Origin of the sequence: Mycetocola sp. 2940, assembly GCF_040548835.1 — a bacterium.
GTDB lineage: Bacteria > Actinomycetota > Actinomycetes > Actinomycetales > Microbacteriaceae > Mycetocola_A.
The window spans coordinates 71401-86107 of the sequence record NZ_JBEPSK010000001.1 but is presented as its reverse complement, the minus strand read 5'-3'; the positions used below and the strand labels follow the sequence as shown (position 1 = coordinate 86107).

General features: G+C 67.2%; 20 protein-coding genes. 9 read left to right on the top strand and 11 right to left on the bottom strand.

What is annotated here, in order from left to right:
• The first annotated feature begins 25 nt into the window (after nt 1-25).
• Nucleotides 26-844: a ParA family protein gene (locus ABIE24_RS00435; RefSeq protein ID WP_354496415.1), complete on the top strand. Its 819-nt coding sequence runs from the start codon at nt 26-28 to the stop codon at nt 842-844.
• Nucleotides 845-1184: 340 nt separating this feature from the next.
• On the opposite strand, the gene ABIE24_RS00430 is transcribed toward ABIE24_RS00435, so the two are convergent.
• The 4 genes from ABIE24_RS00430 to pgsA all read right to left on the bottom strand — a co-directional run bounded on the left by ABIE24_RS00430 (nt 1185) and on the right by pgsA (nt 3758).
• A complete protein-coding gene (locus ABIE24_RS00430) occupies nt 1185-1730 on the bottom strand; it encodes a MerR family transcriptional regulator (RefSeq protein ID WP_354495737.1) in 546 nt (181 codons plus the stop codon).
• 153 nt (nt 1731-1883) lie between these two features.
• Nucleotides 1884-2615 (bottom strand): transcriptional regulator FtsR, encoded by a 732-nt coding sequence (gene ftsR, locus ABIE24_RS00425; RefSeq protein ID WP_354495735.1) that lies wholly within the window; start codon nt 2613-2615, stop codon nt 1884-1886.
• Between the two features lie 3 nt (nt 2616-2618).
• Nucleotides 2619-3089, bottom strand: a complete 471-nt coding sequence (locus ABIE24_RS00420) for an FHA domain-containing protein (RefSeq protein WP_354496414.1) — start codon at nt 3087-3089, stop codon at nt 2619-2621.
• 51 nt (nt 3090-3140) lie between these two features.
• A complete protein-coding gene (gene pgsA / locus ABIE24_RS00415; protein WP_354495733.1) occupies nt 3141-3758 on the bottom strand; it encodes a CDP-diacylglycerol--glycerol-3-phosphate 3-phosphatidyltransferase in 618 nt (205 codons plus the stop codon).
• Between the two features lie 127 nt (nt 3759-3885).
• On the opposite strand from pgsA, the gene ABIE24_RS00410 reads away from it, so the two are divergent.
• Nucleotides 3886-4755: an SGNH/GDSL hydrolase family protein gene (locus ABIE24_RS00410; protein WP_354495731.1), complete on the top strand. Its 870-nt coding sequence runs from the start codon at nt 3886-3888 to the stop codon at nt 4753-4755.
• 3 nt (nt 4756-4758) lie between these two features.
• Here ABIE24_RS00410 and ABIE24_RS00405 read toward each other — a convergent pair whose 3' ends face one another.
• The gene (locus tag ABIE24_RS00405; RefSeq protein ID WP_354495729.1) at nt 4759-5472 is read right to left on the bottom strand and encodes a methyltransferase domain-containing protein; all 714 of its coding nucleotides are present in this window, start codon (nt 5470-5472) and stop codon (nt 4759-4761) included.
• Nucleotides 5469-6614, bottom strand: a complete 1146-nt coding sequence (locus tag ABIE24_RS00400; protein ID WP_354495727.1) for a type III polyketide synthase — start codon at nt 6612-6614, stop codon at nt 5469-5471. The genes ABIE24_RS00405 and ABIE24_RS00400 overlap by 4 nt, the downstream gene beginning before the upstream one ends.
• A gap of 175 nt (nt 6615-6789) precedes the next feature.
• Here ABIE24_RS00400 and ABIE24_RS00395 point away from each other — a divergent pair, with 175 nt between their 5' ends.
• The gene (locus ABIE24_RS00395; protein WP_354495726.1) at nt 6790-7329 is read left to right on the top strand and encodes a Dps family protein; all 540 of its coding nucleotides are present in this window, start codon (nt 6790-6792) and stop codon (nt 7327-7329) included.
• Here ABIE24_RS00395 and ABIE24_RS00390 read toward each other — a convergent pair.
• Complete coding sequence (locus ABIE24_RS00390; protein ID WP_354495724.1) at nt 7326-7562, bottom strand: hypothetical protein; 237 nt, start codon at nt 7560-7562, stop codon at nt 7326-7328. The two genes, ABIE24_RS00395 and ABIE24_RS00390, sit on opposite strands and share 4 nt — an antisense overlap.
• Complete coding sequence (locus ABIE24_RS00385) at nt 7559-7888, bottom strand: DUF7882 family protein (RefSeq protein WP_354496413.1); 330 nt, start codon at nt 7886-7888, stop codon at nt 7559-7561. The genes ABIE24_RS00390 and ABIE24_RS00385 overlap by 4 nt, the downstream gene beginning before the upstream one ends.
• Nucleotides 7889-8072: 184 nt before the next feature.
• On the opposite strand from ABIE24_RS00385, the gene ABIE24_RS00380 reads away from it, so the two are divergent.
• The 4 genes from ABIE24_RS00380 to ABIE24_RS00365 are packed head-to-tail and all read left to right on the top strand — an operon-like array spanning nt 8073 to nt 10825.
• On the top strand, nt 8073-8402 hold the full coding sequence (locus ABIE24_RS00380; RefSeq protein WP_354495722.1) for a hypothetical protein: 330 nt from the start codon (nt 8073-8075) through the stop codon (nt 8400-8402).
• A gap of 31 nt (nt 8403-8433) precedes the next feature.
• Nucleotides 8434-9264, top strand: a complete 831-nt coding sequence (locus ABIE24_RS00375) for an MBL fold metallo-hydrolase (protein WP_354495720.1) — start codon at nt 8434-8436, stop codon at nt 9262-9264.
• A gap of 9 nt (nt 9265-9273) precedes the next feature.
• The gene (locus tag ABIE24_RS00370; protein WP_354495718.1) at nt 9274-9675 is read left to right on the top strand and encodes an RNA-binding S4 domain-containing protein; all 402 of its coding nucleotides are present in this window, start codon (nt 9274-9276) and stop codon (nt 9673-9675) included.
• A gap of 25 nt (nt 9676-9700) precedes the next feature.
• Entirely contained in the window at nt 9701-10825 is a 1125-nt protein-coding gene (locus ABIE24_RS00365; RefSeq protein WP_354495716.1) for an acyl-CoA dehydrogenase family protein, read from the top strand.
• A gap of 7 nt (nt 10826-10832) precedes the next feature.
• On the opposite strand, the gene ABIE24_RS00360 is transcribed toward ABIE24_RS00365, so the two are convergent.
• Nucleotides 10833-11210 carry a VOC family protein gene (locus ABIE24_RS00360; RefSeq protein ID WP_354495715.1) on the bottom strand — a complete coding sequence of 126 codons (378 nt, stop codon included), beginning with the start codon at nt 11208-11210 and terminating at the stop codon, nt 10833-10835.
• 119 nt (nt 11211-11329) lie between these two features.
• On the opposite strand from ABIE24_RS00360, the gene ABIE24_RS00355 reads away from it, so the two are divergent.
• Nucleotides 11330-11701: a VOC family protein gene (locus ABIE24_RS00355; RefSeq protein ID WP_354495713.1), complete on the top strand. Its 372-nt coding sequence runs from the start codon at nt 11330-11332 to the stop codon at nt 11699-11701.
• A 308-nt stretch (nt 11702-12009) separates the two neighbouring features.
• On the opposite strand, the gene ABIE24_RS00350 is transcribed toward ABIE24_RS00355, so the two are convergent.
• Complete coding sequence (locus tag ABIE24_RS00350) at nt 12010-12369, bottom strand: nuclear transport factor 2 family protein (protein WP_354495711.1); 360 nt, start codon at nt 12367-12369, stop codon at nt 12010-12012.
• 91 nt (nt 12370-12460) lie between these two features.
• On the opposite strand from ABIE24_RS00350, the gene ABIE24_RS00345 reads away from it, so the two are divergent.
• A complete protein-coding gene (locus tag ABIE24_RS00345) occupies nt 12461-12967 on the top strand; it encodes an O-acetyl-ADP-ribose deacetylase (RefSeq protein WP_354495710.1) in 507 nt (168 codons plus the stop codon).
• On the opposite strand, the gene treZ is transcribed toward ABIE24_RS00345, so the two are convergent.
• Nucleotides 12968-14707, bottom strand: coding sequence for a malto-oligosyltrehalose trehalohydrolase (gene treZ / locus ABIE24_RS00340; RefSeq protein WP_354495708.1), 1740 nt, complete (start codon nt 14705-14707; stop codon nt 12968-12970).

Genomic DNA, 14707 nt, shown 5'->3' with positions numbered 1-14707 from the left:
CTTAGTGAAGGTAACGTATCTACTTGTGCACGTACTCAGCGTCTCGAGCCTCAAGGGAGGCGTCGGGAAAACCACCGTCAGCCTTGGCCTGGCGTCAGCCGCGTTCGCCAAAGGCGTTCGCACTCTCGTCGTCGACCTCGACCCCCAGTCGGATGTTTCCACCGGCATGGATATCTCCCTCGCCGGTCGACTGAACATCGCCGATGTCCTCGCTTCTCCCAAGGAGAAGACGGTTCGTCAGGCGATCACCCCGAGCGGCTGGACGAAGAACCACGCCGGCACCATCGACGTGCTCATCGGGAGCCCGTCCGCCATCAACTTCGACGGTCCGCACCCGTCGATCCGCGACATCTGGAAGCTCGAAGAGGCCCTCGCCCACGTCGAGGACGACTACGACCTCGTGCTGATCGACTGCGCCCCCTCGCTCAACGCCCTCACCCGCACCGCGTGGGCGGCCAGTGACCGGGTGGTCGTCGTGACCGAGCCCGGCCTGTTCTCCGTGGCCGCGGCCGACCGTGCGTTGCGCGCGATCGAGGAGATCCGGCGTGGCCTCAGCCCCCGCCTGCAGCCCCTCGGCATCGTCGTCAACCGTGTGCGCTCCCAGTCGATGGAGCACCAGTTCCGGATCAAGGAACTTCGCGACATGTTCGGTCCCCTCGTGCTCAGCCCCCAACTGCCCGAGCGCACGTCGCTCCAGCAGGCGCAGGGCGCGGCGAAACCGCTGCACATCTGGCCGGGCGACAGTGCCCAGGAGATGGCAGCGAACTTCGATCAGCTGCTCGACCGCGTTCTCCGCACCGGTCGTGTCGGCGAGTACGCCGAGACCGCGCAGGCCGCACGCTAACGCTGCCTCGCCCGCTCCCCGGCCGCCAGGTCATCCGGTTCGGACCAGGTCACCCGGTACGCCGGATGTTTTCGTCCGCAGTGGATGACCCGGCGAGCAGCAGGCGACCGCCGAGCGATCGCGCACCGCGGCATCCGCCCGGTCGAACCGATCGCAGAGTCCTCAGCGAGCCGACGCTCCCCCGGTCGCGAAGTCATCCGGTTCGGACCAGGTCACCCGGTACGCCGGATGTTTCCGTCCGCAGTGGATGACCCGGCGAGCAGCAGGCGACCGCCGAGCCGGCACTGTGGCGCGTCGGATGTCTTCGTCCGCTTGGGACGACCGGGCGACCGAGAGTGCGTCAGGCGGTGCGTGCCGCGCGACGGGCGGCGAGTTCGTCCATCGGGTCGGCGGACTGCGAGTCGAACTCGATGAGGGTCGTCTCCACCTCGCGGAGGACCTTGCCCACGGCGATGCCGAAGACGCCCTGGCCGCGGCTGACGAGGTCGATGACCTCGTCGTCAGACGTGCACAGGTAGACGCTGGCTCCGTCGCTCATGAGCGTCGTCTGCGCGAGGTCGTTGACCCCGGACTCCCGGAGCTGGTTGACGGCGGTCCGGATCTGCTGGAGCGAGATGCCCGTGTCGAGCAGGCGCTTGACGAGTTTGAGCACGAGGATGTCGCGGAACCCGTAGAGGCGCTGCGACCCGGAGCCTGCGGCACCCCGCACCGTGGGTTCGACCAGGCCGGTGCGGGCCCAGTAGTCGAGCTGGCGGTAGCTGATTCCAGCGGCGCGGGCGGCGACGGCGCCACGGTAGCCGGCCTGGTCGTCCATCTCGGGAAGCCCGTCGGTGAACAGCAGCCCGAGGTCATAGCGAGCATTATCGTTGGCGGGGATTTCGCTCATCCGGGTGCTCCTCTTGGTTCGGCTGCGGCGGTACCGCACACTCAACGGTACCGAGGGCTGCGGGGTTCTACAACGACATCCGACAGGGGAGGTCGGCGTGTCGGCGGGCCGTGATCATTCTGTGACAATCAGGGCCGCGGTGTCAGTCTAATCTCACGACGTCAATCGGCCCAGTGCGCTTCGCACGAGGCTGGCGCGAATCACATCGAGCTGGCCGGCGATCTCACCGGAAAGTTCAGCGGCACGGGCGCGGCTTGCTGCGTCCTTGCGCCGGGCGATCGGGAGCAGGGCGCTCTCGATCATGCTGACCTCGCGCTCTGCCGTGGCCCGGTACCCGCGCAGGTGGCGCGGCTCGATGCCGCACTTCTTCAGGGCGACGAGCGAGCGGAGCACCGTGACGGCATCCTCGCCGTAGCTGTCGGCCGGGGTGAGGATCGATGCCGAGATCGCCTCGGAGAACAGCGTCGCGGTCGCCCCGGATTCACGGAGGATGTCGTCGCGCTGGTAGCGGCGTCCTGCGGGGATGATCGTGGACAGCTGCCCGTTCGGCGCGGCCCCGGGCAGCACCGGCGTGCGACCGGCATCGATGTCGGCCAGATGCCCGCGGATGACCTTGAGCGGCAGATAATGATCGCGCTGCATCGAGAGGATGAGGCGCAGCCGTTCGACGTCCTGGGGCGAAAACTTGCGGTAGCCCGATTTCGTGCGCGCCGGTGAGACCAGCCCCTGCTCTTCGAGAAACCGAAGCTTCGAATTGCTGAGCTCGGGAAACTCCTGCGCCAGCCGCGCCAAGACCTGGCCGATGCTGAGAAGCTGCGGGGCTGCACTCCTGGATTTGCCGGGGTCGCGCTGGTCGTAATTGCGGTGCGCTGCCTGGGCAGTCACGATCTAGGCGCCCGCGGGCGGGTGCAGGTCGAGTCGGGACGGGTAGAACGTCAGCCGGAACTTGCCGATCTGGACTTCGGCACCGTCACTCAGCAACGCGCTGTCGATACGGACCCCGTCAAAATAGGTTCCGTTGAGTGAGTTGAGGTCCTTGATCTCGAACGCCACCCCGTGCCGGAGGAACTCGGCGTGACGACGCGAAACGGTGACGTCATCGAGGAAGATGTCGGCGTCAGGATGCCGGCCGGCGAGCGTGACGTCCGCGTCGAGGAGGAAGCGGGCACCGCTGTTGGGACCCCGGCGGACGATCAGCAAGGCTGAACCGCTCGGCAGGGCAGCAATGGCATCCTGCTCTTCGAGACTGACGTCGCTGTCGACGTTTGAGAGGTTTGCGCCGAACTCCCGGCTAAAACTCGCGGTTGTATCGTTTGCGGCACCACCGGCTGCTTCGTTCTGCGCCGCTGGCTCGCGCAGAAACGCCCCGGTGGGGGGACTCTGCTCGTGGGGATATGACACCTGAACCTCCTAGGGTTCCAGCGTATCGGATCGGGGGCCCCTCTGCCCCGTGCGTTTGCCAGTTGCTCGCACGGTTTGGACGATGTACAGTCCCCCGGCCCACCAATACAGCGCGGCGCCGACAATCGAGATCACCAGCCCGACCGGCTGCGTCACGGCAGCGGTGGCAGGGAATGCCGCTGCGAGCATGAGCAACGGCAGGCCGACGAACAGGCAGGCCGTCGCCCACTTGCCCACCCAGTTCACCGGGAACGCACCGTGCCCGATCCTGGCGAGCACGGCGGCGAGCACGACGAGCATGACGTCCCTCGCGATGATCACCACGACGAGCCAGAGCGGGATGAGGTCACGCCAGCCCAACCCGAGCAGCGCGGCGAGGATGTAGAGCCGGTCCGCGGCCGGGTCGAGCAGCTGGCCGAGTTTTGAGACCTGGTTGAGGCGCCTGGCGAGGTATCCGTCGAGAAAGTCGGTGAGACCGGATATCGCCAGCACGACGAGAGCGAGGATGTCCTCCCCCTCGACCAGGAGGATGAGGAACACCGGCACGAGTGCGAGGCGCAGAAAACTCAGGATGTTCGGGACCGTCAGAATACGGTCGCTCGCCTCTGGGTTCTCCCGCTTCGTCACGAGACCAGTCTACGGATCGCCCCTCCGCGCCGGGGAAACGCCGCGCGGCGGCGGCAGAGCACCGGGCGGTTCCCCCAATCCGGGTCACATGGCAGGAGCGGGCCGGGCGACGACGTACCCTAGACGAATGAACCCGCCGCGACACCCCCCGACCCCGGATGCCCGTCGTCGCGGGCGCGGATTCGTCTCGGCTGTCGCGCTCCGGGTCGGGATCCCGGTTGTCGTCGTCGGCGTTCTGCTCAGTGTTGCTTTCGCGACCGTTCCACGCCCGGCTCAGGGAACGTCGGCCGGCTCGGACAGCGGCCCGGCCATCGCCGCCGAACGGCAGTCACGACTGGTCTCGTTCGCCGACGCGCGGGACCTGCTGGCCGATTCCGGCCGGCCGTTCGTCGTCACCGTCATCGGAGACTCCACGGGCGACGCACCGGGTGAATGGGTCGACCTGGCCTTCCGGCAACTCTCCGAGGACCTCGACCGTCCCCTGGTACAGCACCCGTGGGACCTGCTCACGAAGTCCTACCTGCCGGAGATCAGCTCGAACACGGATGCCGCGTCCGCCCCGATCATCGTCTGGAACGGCTCGGCGAGCGGCAAGACCGGCGCGTATTCGCTTGCGCACTTCGACACGATGGTGCCGGCGCAGCCGGACCTCGTGATTTTCAACCACGGCCTGAACAACGTCCCGAAACCGGAGACCGTGGCACCGCAGCTCACCGCTCTCGTCGCCGAAGTGGAGCGGTACTGGCCCGCGTCTGTCGGCTACGCGGCGATCCTGGAGAACCCGCGATTCGACGACTGGGCGGACGCACACGCCGCCGTGCTCGACAATGTCGGCTCGTGGCTCGCCGAGAACCAGGCCATCCGTGCCATCGACGTGTATTCCGCCTATCGGGCCGCCGCGTCGCCTGAGTCCCTTCTGCTGCCTGACCTCCTGCACCCGAGCCCCGCCGGCTCCGCGCTCACCGCAGCCACCGTGCTGGAGACGCTTCGCCGGTGACCCTTAGTCCGGATCCCGCAGCAACAGGAGCCGGAAGGGGACCTGCGCGCTCACGGTCCAGCCGGGAGGCGCCAGCGCAATGAGTTCGCCCAGCATGTAACTGCGCCGGATCGACATCAGTCCGTCTTCACGGATGAACGATCCCCTGAACCGCGCAGCCGCGAACGCCGAGAACAGCAGGTAGGCCGCGACGGACCGGCGGATGTCGCTGTGCACGACGGCCACGCGTGCGAGCCGTTCCGAGTCGGCGAGCACCGCACCCAGTTCGGCGGCGCTGAGGTGGTGCAGCACGTGGTTGGAGAGAACGAAGTCGAACTGTGCGCCCTCGTCGGCGAGCTCCGTGCTCGAGCACACCCGATGCGCGAAGCCAGCAGCCGGTGGCAGGGTTTCGACGTAGTCGAAGGCACGCGGGTCCGGGTCGATGGCCGTCACCTCGAGCCGCACGCCGTCACGCCGTGCCCAGCGCAGAAGAGCCCGTGCGACGTCGCCGCCGCCTGAGCCGATGTCGAGCACGGTGTGGACGGGACCGGTGAATCGCGGGCGGATCTGGCGAACGTAAGTCGTCCACCAGCCGGCAACCACCCGGTTCACGTGCGGGAACGCCGCGTAGGTGCGGAACAACGCCTCCCGGTCGCACGAGGCCTCGTCCATCCGCTCGACGAGCGCGTCATCGCGCGTCGACAACGGCAGACGCACGCCGGCTCGCATCAGCGTCATCGCGGGACGCCCGTTCGGGTGAACAGCCCGGTTTCGACGGTCAGGCCCGGGCCGAACGCCATCGCGCAGACGCGATCGTCGGTGTGGCTGTCTGTGTCGGCGGCCTGCTCGAGGATCTCCTTGAGCACGAACAGGACGGTGGCGCTCGACATGTTGCCGTAGTCGCGCAGGATGCGCCTGGACGGTTCGAGCTGGCTTTCGCTCAGGCCGAGTCTCGCTTCGACCTTGTCGAGGATGCTGCGGCCGCCCGGATGGATCGCCCACGAACGGATGCCACCGGCCGGGTCGGCGGCCAGCGCGGGCTCGTTGGAGAGGAGCGGGGTGAGCGCCCCCTCGATGTAGGTGTCGATGATCTTCGGCACAGCTGCGCTGAGCACCATCTCGAAGCCGGCGTCCCCGATGATCCAGGCCATGTCCTTGTCCCCCACCGGAGTGAGGTCGCTGGCGAGCCTGTCGATCGTGAGGAACGGAGCATCCGAGGCGGGCGGCCGGCCGGTGACGATCGCTGCGGCCGCGCCGTCTCCGAAGACCGACGACGCGACGATCTGATCAGGGTCGTTCGACGACCGCACGTGGATCGTGCAGACTTCGCACGAGACGACCAGCACGACCGCGGCCGGGTCTGCACGGCAGAACGCGGCGGCCGCCCTCAGCGCCGGGAACGCGGCATAACACCCCATGAATCCGATGTTGTAGCGTTCGGTGCTGCTGGGCAGGCCCAACTGCCTCACGAGCTCGTAGTCCGGCCCCGGCGCGTAAAACCCGGTGCACGACACCGTCACCACGTGGGTGACGTCACTCGCGGCGATGCCCGGGCACGCCTCGAGGGCAGAACGGGCCGCCGCCTCGAACAACGGGCGCGCCTCGCGGATGTACACGTCGTTGCGGGTGCCAGTCGACGGCGACAGCAGCACGCCCGTGGGCCCGTCGTAGAAGACCGACTCGGCGTCGGCGTCGTTCGCAACGAAGTCGGCGATGACGCTCCGCCTGGTCTCGATGCCTGACACGTCGAACGACGTGCGCACCAGGCGCTCCCCCAACCGGGTCAGCCCCGGCTGCCGCGCGAACACATCACGAGCATCCGCCTGAACGAGAACCGTGGGCGGCAGTGCTGTCTGGATGGTACGGATGTACGCGGGCATAGTTCACCTTAGGCAGACGACGCGGCGGCTGCGGCTCGCTTGACTATTCCACTGAGAACGCACAGCAAACCAGCGACCTTTATCAGCTTCACCGGTGATTGCAAGGGCCTTGAGGGCATTCCGGGGAGTCCATAGCGTGTCCAGTGCTCACATCCACCTCCGAAAGGACTCTTCCATGTCGACTGCAACCCGCGAACGCACCAGCACCTCTGAAGCCGGAGCAAAGACGACAAGGCGGCAGAAGCCCGAGCGTGGCTTCCTGGCTTCGAAGGAGCTCGCGGACTGCCTGCAGAAGGTCCTCGTCGACCTGATCGAACTGCACGTCCAGGGAAAACAGGCCCATTGGAACGTCGTCGGCAAGAACTTCCGCGACCTCCACCTCCAGCTCGACGAGGTCGTCGAGGCCGCACGCGAATTCTCCGACGAGGTCGCTGAGCGGATGCGTGCACTGCACGCCACCCCGGACGGCCGCAGCGACACCGTGGCCGGGAACACCACATTGCCCGAATTCCCGGCAGGCGAGACCGACACGGCGAAGACCGTCGATCTCATCACGGTCCGGATCGAGGCAGCCGTCGGCACCATGCGCGACGTTCACGACCAGGTGGACGAAGAAGACCCCACGAGCGCCGACATCCTGCACGCCATCATCGCGAAACTCGAACAGTACGCCTGGATGATCAGCGCCGAGAACCGCACGACCGGCAAGAACTAGAGCGGACTGTCGCTGGCTGAGGAGACGGTCGCCATCACATCGACGACGGCGACCGGAATCCCCGTCGTGATGAGCAGGTAGGCCGGTTCGAGGATGCCCTCACCGCTGTTCGCTACGAGCCAGTGGGGAGTGTCTTTCGCCATCGCGTCGGTGATTTCCTTCTGAACGGCAGCGAGCTCCCGGTTCGGGATCGTGTACTTGACGCCACCGTAGATGACTTCGATGCGCTTCATAGCTGGCCTGCGTCGGTCGAGACGGAGTTGGCGGGCGGTTCGGGGACGATCTGGAGTCCTCCGGCGGAGTTCGACGATGCGCTCAACGCGATGATCCACTCCCGGTTGAGGGCAGGCAGGCGGGACCCGAAGTACTTGTAGTGCAGCGGGATGTTCGGGGCGAGCCAGATGGTGCTTCGCCCGTCTCCGACCGCCGGGTCGTCCTTCCAGCTGAAGTAGAACGATTCGCCACGCCGCAGCTTCGCACCGATCACGATCTGGAGGTGAGCAAGCACCCGGTCGTCAAAATCGACAGTCAGCGTCGAATCGTAGAAGAGCTTGCCCATCGGGACCTTTCGGAGTTTGCAGGACCAGCGGGGGAACCGATCCATTTTGTACCCTAGTCGCCCGGTAGGCGCAGAGCGAGCCGAGAAGAGCGTCCCGGTGACGGATCGCCGCGTCGCTTATCCGTCCTGCAGCCTCTGCACAAGGCCCTTGAGCCTGAATCCTGAGCGGAGGACAGTCGACGGAATGAGACGACTTTACTATTCCAGTGGATCCCTGCTGACTGGCGACGAGGTGTGCAAAGCCGTCCTTCGATACGCTCGCGCCCTCGCCATCACCGGCGACGCTGACATCATCGTTATTCCTGTCGTCACCGACGACGGGATATCCGGGCTTGCCCACATGCTCGTCGGGCCGGCGAGCCAGGTCTTCTCGATGCCCGCTGCAAGCCAGGGAGACGACCCGTACGACGCAGACATCATCGACAAGCTCAACGCCATGACACGAGGCCTCCAGCCGAGTCGCCCGGAGGCTGAAGCCGCGCGCACCGACGTGCACGATCTCGACATGTACTGAGTCCAACCACGGCGGGCCGTAGGATCGAGCCATGTCCGCCTGGAACGAAGTCTCCGACCGCGTCTACCAGCGGCGTTACGATCCGCTCGACATCTCCGTCTGCGTCGTTGTCGGCGACACCGGGCTTCTCCTCGTCGACACACGCTGCAATCCGCGGGAAGCCGACGAGATCCGATCCGACATCGCTGAGCTCAGTTCAGCGCCTGTCCGGTGGGTGGCGAACACCCACGCCCACTACGACCACAGCTTCGGCAACCAGCGATTCGGGTACGCCGAGATCATCGGCCACCACCTCGTGCCGCAGCACTTCATCGAATTCGAGCAACCCCGGCTGACGGCCTGGGCGGCGAACCCCGCAGGGTCGCCGCAGTACGACTGGGACCAGGTGGAACTGACCCCGCCGACCGTCCTCGTGCACTCCCCGCACGAACTCGACCTCGGCAACCGGCTGGTCCGTTTTCACCCGCTGACGCCCGGTCACACCGACACCGACCTGGTCGTCGAGATTCCGGATGCCGCCACCTGGCTCGTCGGCGACATCATCGAACAGTCGGGTCCCCCGATGTACGGCTCCGGCAGTTTCCCGCTCGACTGGCCCGGGGTGCTTGACACGCTCGCCAGGTCGATCGGGCCGAACGACGTCCTCATCCCGGGGCACGGCAGCCCGGTCGACCGGGCGTTCCTGCTCGAGCAGGCGGCCGTCCTGCATGTCGTCGCCGACGGCATCCGCTCGTCATTCGATCAGCACGAGCCGGTCGAGTCGGCCAGCGAACGCGTCGCGTCAGCATCACGGCTGCCCCTTGAAATCGTCGAATCAGCTGTCCTCCGCGGCTACAGCCTTCTGTCGGCGGCACGGTCGTAGGCTCGGAGAATGAACACCCCCGTTCCGAGCGCCCGCGTCGACAGCTGGCTGTGGGCCGTCCGCATCTACAAGACGCGGTCGATGGCCACGACGGCCTGCCGTGCCGGGCACGTGCGGGTCGGCGGGGAACGCGTGAAAGCGTCGCATCCGGTGAAGATCGGCGATGAAATCCGCGTGCGCGAAGGCGGATTCGACCGCATCGTCGAAGTCGCGCGGATCGTGGTCAAACGGGTCGGCGCCCCCGTCGCCGCCGAGTGCCTGGTCGACAGGACTCCCCCGCCACCACCCCGTGAAGAGGTCGCGCTCGTGCCGATGCGCGACCGAGGGGCAGGGCGCCCGACCAAACGGGAGCGCCGCGACCTCGAGAAGCTGCGCGGCCGGGATGCCGTCGCGTACGACCCGGAGGACTGATCGGGCGGGTCGGTAGTCTGGGGGCGTGACGAACCTCGACATCGACCTGCTCGAGCGGATCCGCTCGAGAGCACCCGGCTACGACCGCGACAACCGGTTCTTCGCCGAGGACCTCGACGAGCTGCGGGCCGCCGGCTACCTCGCGCCGCAGTCGCTCGCCGATGGGGTGAAGAACCAGAGGTTGCTCGCCCGGTACGCACCGGCGACTGCGCTGGGGATCAACATGCATCACGTGGTGGTCGGGGTCGCCCGGGTACTCCATGACCGGGGTGACGCGAGTCTCGACTGGATCCTCGACGACGCCAGGAACGGAGAATTATTCGGCTTCGGGGTCAGCGAAGCCGGCAACGACGAGGTGCTCTTCGACTCCCGCACCGCGGCGGTGCCCGGTCCGGACGGGTCGTTCTCGTTCACCGGACGCAAGATCTTCACCTCGCTCTCACCGGCCTGGACGCGACTCGGCGTCTTCGGCCGTGACGACTCGGACCCTGCTGCGCCGACCCTGGTGCACGGGTACCTCACCCGGGAGTCCGGGGGCCACTCCCCGGTCGGGACCTGGGATCCCCTGGGGATGCGGGCAACTCAGAGCTTTTCGACCCAGCTGGACGGAGCCGTCGTCCCGGCCGAACGGATAGCCCGCGTCCTCCCCGTCGGCCCCAGCCCCGACCCGTACATCTTCGGGATCTTCAGCAACTTCCTGCTGCTGATCGGCTCGGTGTACGCCGGCATCGCCGATCGTGCGCTGGACCTCGGCGTCGAGGCTGCCGGGCGCCGCACCTCGATGAAAAACGGCGGGCGCCGGTATGCCGACGACCCCGATATCCGCTGGCAACTCGCCGACGCGGCCATCGCGCTCGATTCGCTCGGCCCGCAGCTGGAAGCCCTTGCCTCCGACGTCGATCACCTCGGCGACCACGGCTCCGGCTGGTTCCGGCTCCTGGTCGGGGCGAAGACGCGCGCCGTCGATGTCAGCCGCAGTGTCGTGGAGACCGCCATCCGGGTGTCAGGCGGCAGCTCCTACGACGCCGGAAACGAACTGTCGAGGCTGTACCGCGACTCCCTCGCCGGCCTGTTCCACCCCAGCGACCCGGAGTCAGCGCACTCCACCGTTGCCACGAACCTGCTCGGACCGCTGAACGGCGAGGCCTGATCAGCGCCTACATGGAGAGCACCGAGAGCACGTTGCCTGCCGGGTCGCGGAACCACGCGATGGACGGGCCGTTGTCGCGCATGATGCCCTTGTCATCGGTGGGGAGATTCGGGTCGTCATAGATCTTGGTCTTGATCCCGCGTCCGTTGAGGTCGTCGACAGCGGCGTCGACGTCGGAGACGACGAGGTTGAGGATCGTGAAGGATGCCGGGGTGTGGTCCGGCTTCGGATACGCCATCACGTCAGCGCCGCCCGGGAGCTTGATCCGAAGAACACCCATTTCGTCATCGGTCACGGTCAGACCGAGCTTCTCCGAGTAGAACGACCGCGCCGCGTCGATGTCGTCGACGCTGAAACTGCTGAACCCCTGGGCCGGTGTGAACATGGTTTTTCCTTTCTCCTGAAACACGGTTCACGATGGCACAGGCGAACCCGATCCGCGAGGGGGGTTCCGGCATCCGTCGGTCGCTTTCTAGGCTGGGCGCGATCGCGAAGGAGATACTCATGGACTGGAAAATCGAACTCATCGCCGTGCCGGTCACCGATGTGGACGAGGCGATTGAGTTCTACGCCAACAAGGTCGGTTTTCACCTCGACCAGGACTACACCGTCACAGAGGGCCTGCGCTTCGTGCAGTTGACGCCGCCCGGATCGGCCTGCTCGATCGCGTTCGGTGAGGGCATCACCGACATGGCGCCCGGCTCACAGACCGGGATCCAGGTGGTCGTGCCCGATGCGGATGCCGCCCGCCAGCACCTTCTCGACCACGGCGTCGAGGCCAGCGACGTGGACGACCAGCCGTGGGGTCGGTTCGTCTTCTTTCAGGACCCCGACGGCAACAAGTGGGCGTTGCAGCAGTTGCCGCCGCGCGACTGAGCGACGCGGGGCCACCGCCGACCGGCCCACAACTCCGCCAGACTCGCGGCCGCGGCCGCTCCCGTTCGCGCAAATCTGCTGCACGGACAGCACACGCCGCAGAACCTGGCGGAGTTATGTGCAGTTCCAGTCCGACCTGCCGGCTGATCGGCCACGGCTGACCGGCGCACAACTCCGCCAGACTCGAGGCCGTAGCCGCCTGCTCCGACAAGAACCCGAGGCACGGCAGCTTCCCGCCGCGGGATCTGGCGGGGTTATGCGCACGTCGGAGCCGGTCCTCCGTCGCTACTCGATCACCAAGAAGGGGGTCAGGACGGCCGCGCCTGGTCCATCCACCACTCCGTGAACTCGGCCGCACGGCCCTCCTGGCCCGGCCGGATCACCCAGAGATTGCTGTACGTCCGGCCGCCGGTGTAGGCCGTCGTCCCCTGGACCACCCAGACGTCGTCCGTGACCACGAGGGGCGACCACTCGAACGAGTGGTTGCCCGGCTCGTCCTTTCGTTCGAGCCAGCCCTCGACGATCGCGTCGACTCCGCGCCAGGGTTCGATCCACGGTTCGGTGTAATACAAGGCATCATCCGTGAACAGGGCACGGATGTCTTCCGGTTTGTTCGATTCCCAGGCGCGCTCATACGCCTGCATCCAGGATGTCGTGAGGTCGGTCATGGATCCGGTTTACCCTTCCCGGGCGCCGGCGGGCAACCGGTGGTCCGGGCGACCGCACCCGATTACGCTGGCAGGTCGACGAAGGAGGACCATGCAACTCGAACTGGTCGAAGGCGACATCACGGCGCAGACCGTGGATGCCATTGTGAACGCCGCCAACAGCTCCCTGCTCGGTGGCGGAGGGGTCGACGGTGCCATTCATCGCGCCGGAGGGCAGGAGATCCTCGCCGCCTGCCGTCACCTGCGGGCAACGACGCTTCCCCACGGCCTGCCGACCGGTGAGGCGGTCGCCACCACGGCGGGGCGGCTCAACGCACGGTACGTCATCCACACCGTCGGTCCGGTGTGGGATCCGGCCGACGACCGGTCCCACCTCCTGGCCGCGGCGTACCGGAACAGCCTCGTCCTCGCGACGGAACTCGGTGTGGCGTCCATCGCGTTCCCGGCCATCTCGGCCGGGATCTACGGCTGGCCGCTGACGGATGCCGCCACGATCGCCGTCCGGACGGCCCGCGACGTGGCACCGTCATTCCCGGTCCGCTTCGTCGTGTTCAACCGGCCGGCAGCCGAGGCCTTCCGCAACGCCCTGGCGTTGTGATCAGCCCAGCACGACCACCGAGTGCGCCGGAACGAGCCGTTCGCCGCCGACCGGCTGGGCCAGGCCCTCGCCTGACGCGGTGAACGAGAGCAGCACCTGCCCGTCGGGCACCGGAAGTGTGTGCGCGGTGCCGTCGAAGTTCACCAGGACACGGGCAGCGCCTCGGCGAAGAACGAGCCAGCGTTCCTCCTCGTTGACCTCGACACTCGTCGAGCCGAACCGAGGGTCGGTGAACTCCGGGTGTTCCCGGCGCAGGGCGGCTGCGGAACGGTAGAAGTCAAGGACCCGGGCGTGATCGCCGTTCGCCAGCTCGTCCCAGTCCAGCTTCGAGTTCGTGAACGTGGCCGGGTCCTGCGGGTCGGGCACGACGTCCGGGTCCCAGCCCATCCGGGAGAACTCGGCGATGCGTCCTTCTGCCGTCGCCCGTCCCAGTTCCGGTTCCGGATGCGACGTGAAGAACTGCCACGGCGTCGACGCGCCCCACTCCTCCCCCTGGAACAGCATCGGGGTGAACGGGCCGAGCAGGGTCAGCGCCGCCGCGATGGCGAGCTGTCCGGCATCCAGCTGCGCCGACAGTCGGTCGCCGATGGCACGGTTGCCGATCTGGTCGTGGTTCTGGTTGGCGACGACGAGGCGCCAGGTCGGCATACGTTCGGTGTCGATCGGGCGGCCGTGGGTACGTTCGCGGAAACTCGAGAAGGTCCCGTCGTGGAAGAACCCGCGGGTGAGGACCTTCCCGAGAGCCGAGAGGGGTTCAAAGTCGGCGTAGTACCCGGTCGTCTCCCCGGTCAGGGCAACGTGCACGGCGTGGTGGAAGTCATCGCTCCACTGCCCGTCGAGGCCAAAACCGTTCGCCTCACGCGGGGTGATGAGCTTCGGGTCGTTGAGGTCCGACTCGGCGACGAGGCTGAGCGGACGGCCGACCGACGCACTGAGGGCCGCGACCTCGCCGGCGAGCTGTTCGAGCAGGTGCACGGCGCTGTGGTCGGTGAGCGCATGCACGGCGTCGAGGCGCAAGCCGTCGACGTGGTACTCGCCGAGCCACATCAGTGCGTTGTCGAGGATGTAGCGACGGACGGTGTCGGAGTCGGGGCCGTCGAGGTTGAGCGAAGACCCCCAGGTGTTTCCGGGCCCGTCGGTGAGGTACGGCCCGAACTTCGGGAGGTAATTGCCGCTCGGACCGAGGTGGTTGTAAACGACGTCCTGGATCACACCGAGCCCGGCGGCGTGGCAGGCGTCGACGAAACGACGGTACCCGTCGGGCCCGCCGTAGCCCTCGTGGACGGCGTACCAGAGCACCCCGTCGTAACCCCAGTTGTGGGTTCCGTTGAACGCATTCACGGGCAGCAGCTCGACGAAGTCGACGCCGATCGACACGAGGTGGTCGAGCCTTTCAGCGGCAGCGTCGAAAGTTCCCTCAGTCGTGAACGTGCCGATGTGCAGTTCGTAGATCACCGACCCGGCGAGCTGGCGCCCGGTCCACGCGGAAGCCGCCCAGTCGTGCCCCGGGTCGACCACCCGGGAGAGCCCGTGCACGCCGTCGGGCTGCTGCCGCGAACGCGGGTCGGGGAACGGGCCGTCGCCGTCCACCAGGAACCCGTAATCGGTGCCGGGGGCCGGTTCGAGCCCACGGCTCTCCCACCAGCCGCCGTCCGTGCGGCTCAGCTCGAGCGTGTCGCCGCCCAGTCGCAGGTCGACGCGGTTGGCGCGAGGCGCCCAGACGCGGATGCCGTCGGTCAT

Bases quoted from the DNA above. Each gene is read 5' to 3' on its own strand.
- ABIE24_RS00380 (WP_354495722.1), top strand. From the start codon at position 8,073: ATGAGACGACTTTACTATTCCAGTGGATCCCTGCTGACTGGCGACGAG.
- ABIE24_RS00385 (WP_354496413.1), bottom strand. From the start codon at position 7,888: ATGGGCAAGCTCTTCTACGATTCGACGCTGACTGTCGATTTTGACGAC.
- ABIE24_RS00360 (WP_354495715.1), bottom strand. From the start codon at position 11,210: ATGTTCACACCGGCCCAGGGGTTCAGCAGTTTCAGCGTCGACGACATC.
- ABIE24_RS00390 (WP_354495724.1), bottom strand. From the start codon at position 7,562: ATGAAGCGCATCGAAGTCATCTACGGTGGCGTCAAGTACACGATCCCG.
- ABIE24_RS00355 (WP_354495713.1), top strand. From the start codon at position 11,330: ATGGACTGGAAAATCGAACTCATCGCCGTGCCGGTCACCGATGTGGAC.
- ABIE24_RS00370 (WP_354495718.1), top strand. From the start codon at position 9,274: ATGAACACCCCCGTTCCGAGCGCCCGCGTCGACAGCTGGCTGTGGGCC.
- ABIE24_RS00350 (WP_354495711.1), bottom strand. From the start codon at position 12,369: ATGACCGACCTCACGACATCCTGGATGCAGGCGTATGAGCGCGCCTGG.
- ABIE24_RS00410 (WP_354495731.1), top strand. From the start codon at position 3,886: ATGAACCCGCCGCGACACCCCCCGACCCCGGATGCCCGTCGTCGCGGG.
- ABIE24_RS00345 (WP_354495710.1), top strand. From the start codon at position 12,461: ATGCAACTCGAACTGGTCGAAGGCGACATCACGGCGCAGACCGTGGAT.
- ABIE24_RS00430 (WP_354495737.1), bottom strand. From the start codon at position 1,730: ATGAGCGAAATCCCCGCCAACGATAATGCTCGCTATGACCTCGGGCTG.
- ABIE24_RS00375 (WP_354495720.1), top strand. From the start codon at position 8,434: ATGTCCGCCTGGAACGAAGTCTCCGACCGCGTCTACCAGCGGCGTTAC.
- ABIE24_RS00400 (WP_354495727.1), bottom strand. From the start codon at position 6,614: ATGCCCGCGTACATCCGTACCATCCAGACAGCACTGCCGCCCACGGTT.
- treZ (WP_354495708.1), bottom strand. From the start codon at position 14,707: ATGACCGACGGCATCCGCGTCTGGGCGCCTCGCGCCAACCGCGTCGAC.
- ABIE24_RS00395 (WP_354495726.1), top strand. From the start codon at position 6,790: ATGTCGACTGCAACCCGCGAACGCACCAGCACCTCTGAAGCCGGAGCA.
- ABIE24_RS00405 (WP_354495729.1), bottom strand. From the start codon at position 5,472: ATGACGCTGATGCGAGCCGGCGTGCGTCTGCCGTTGTCGACGCGCGAT.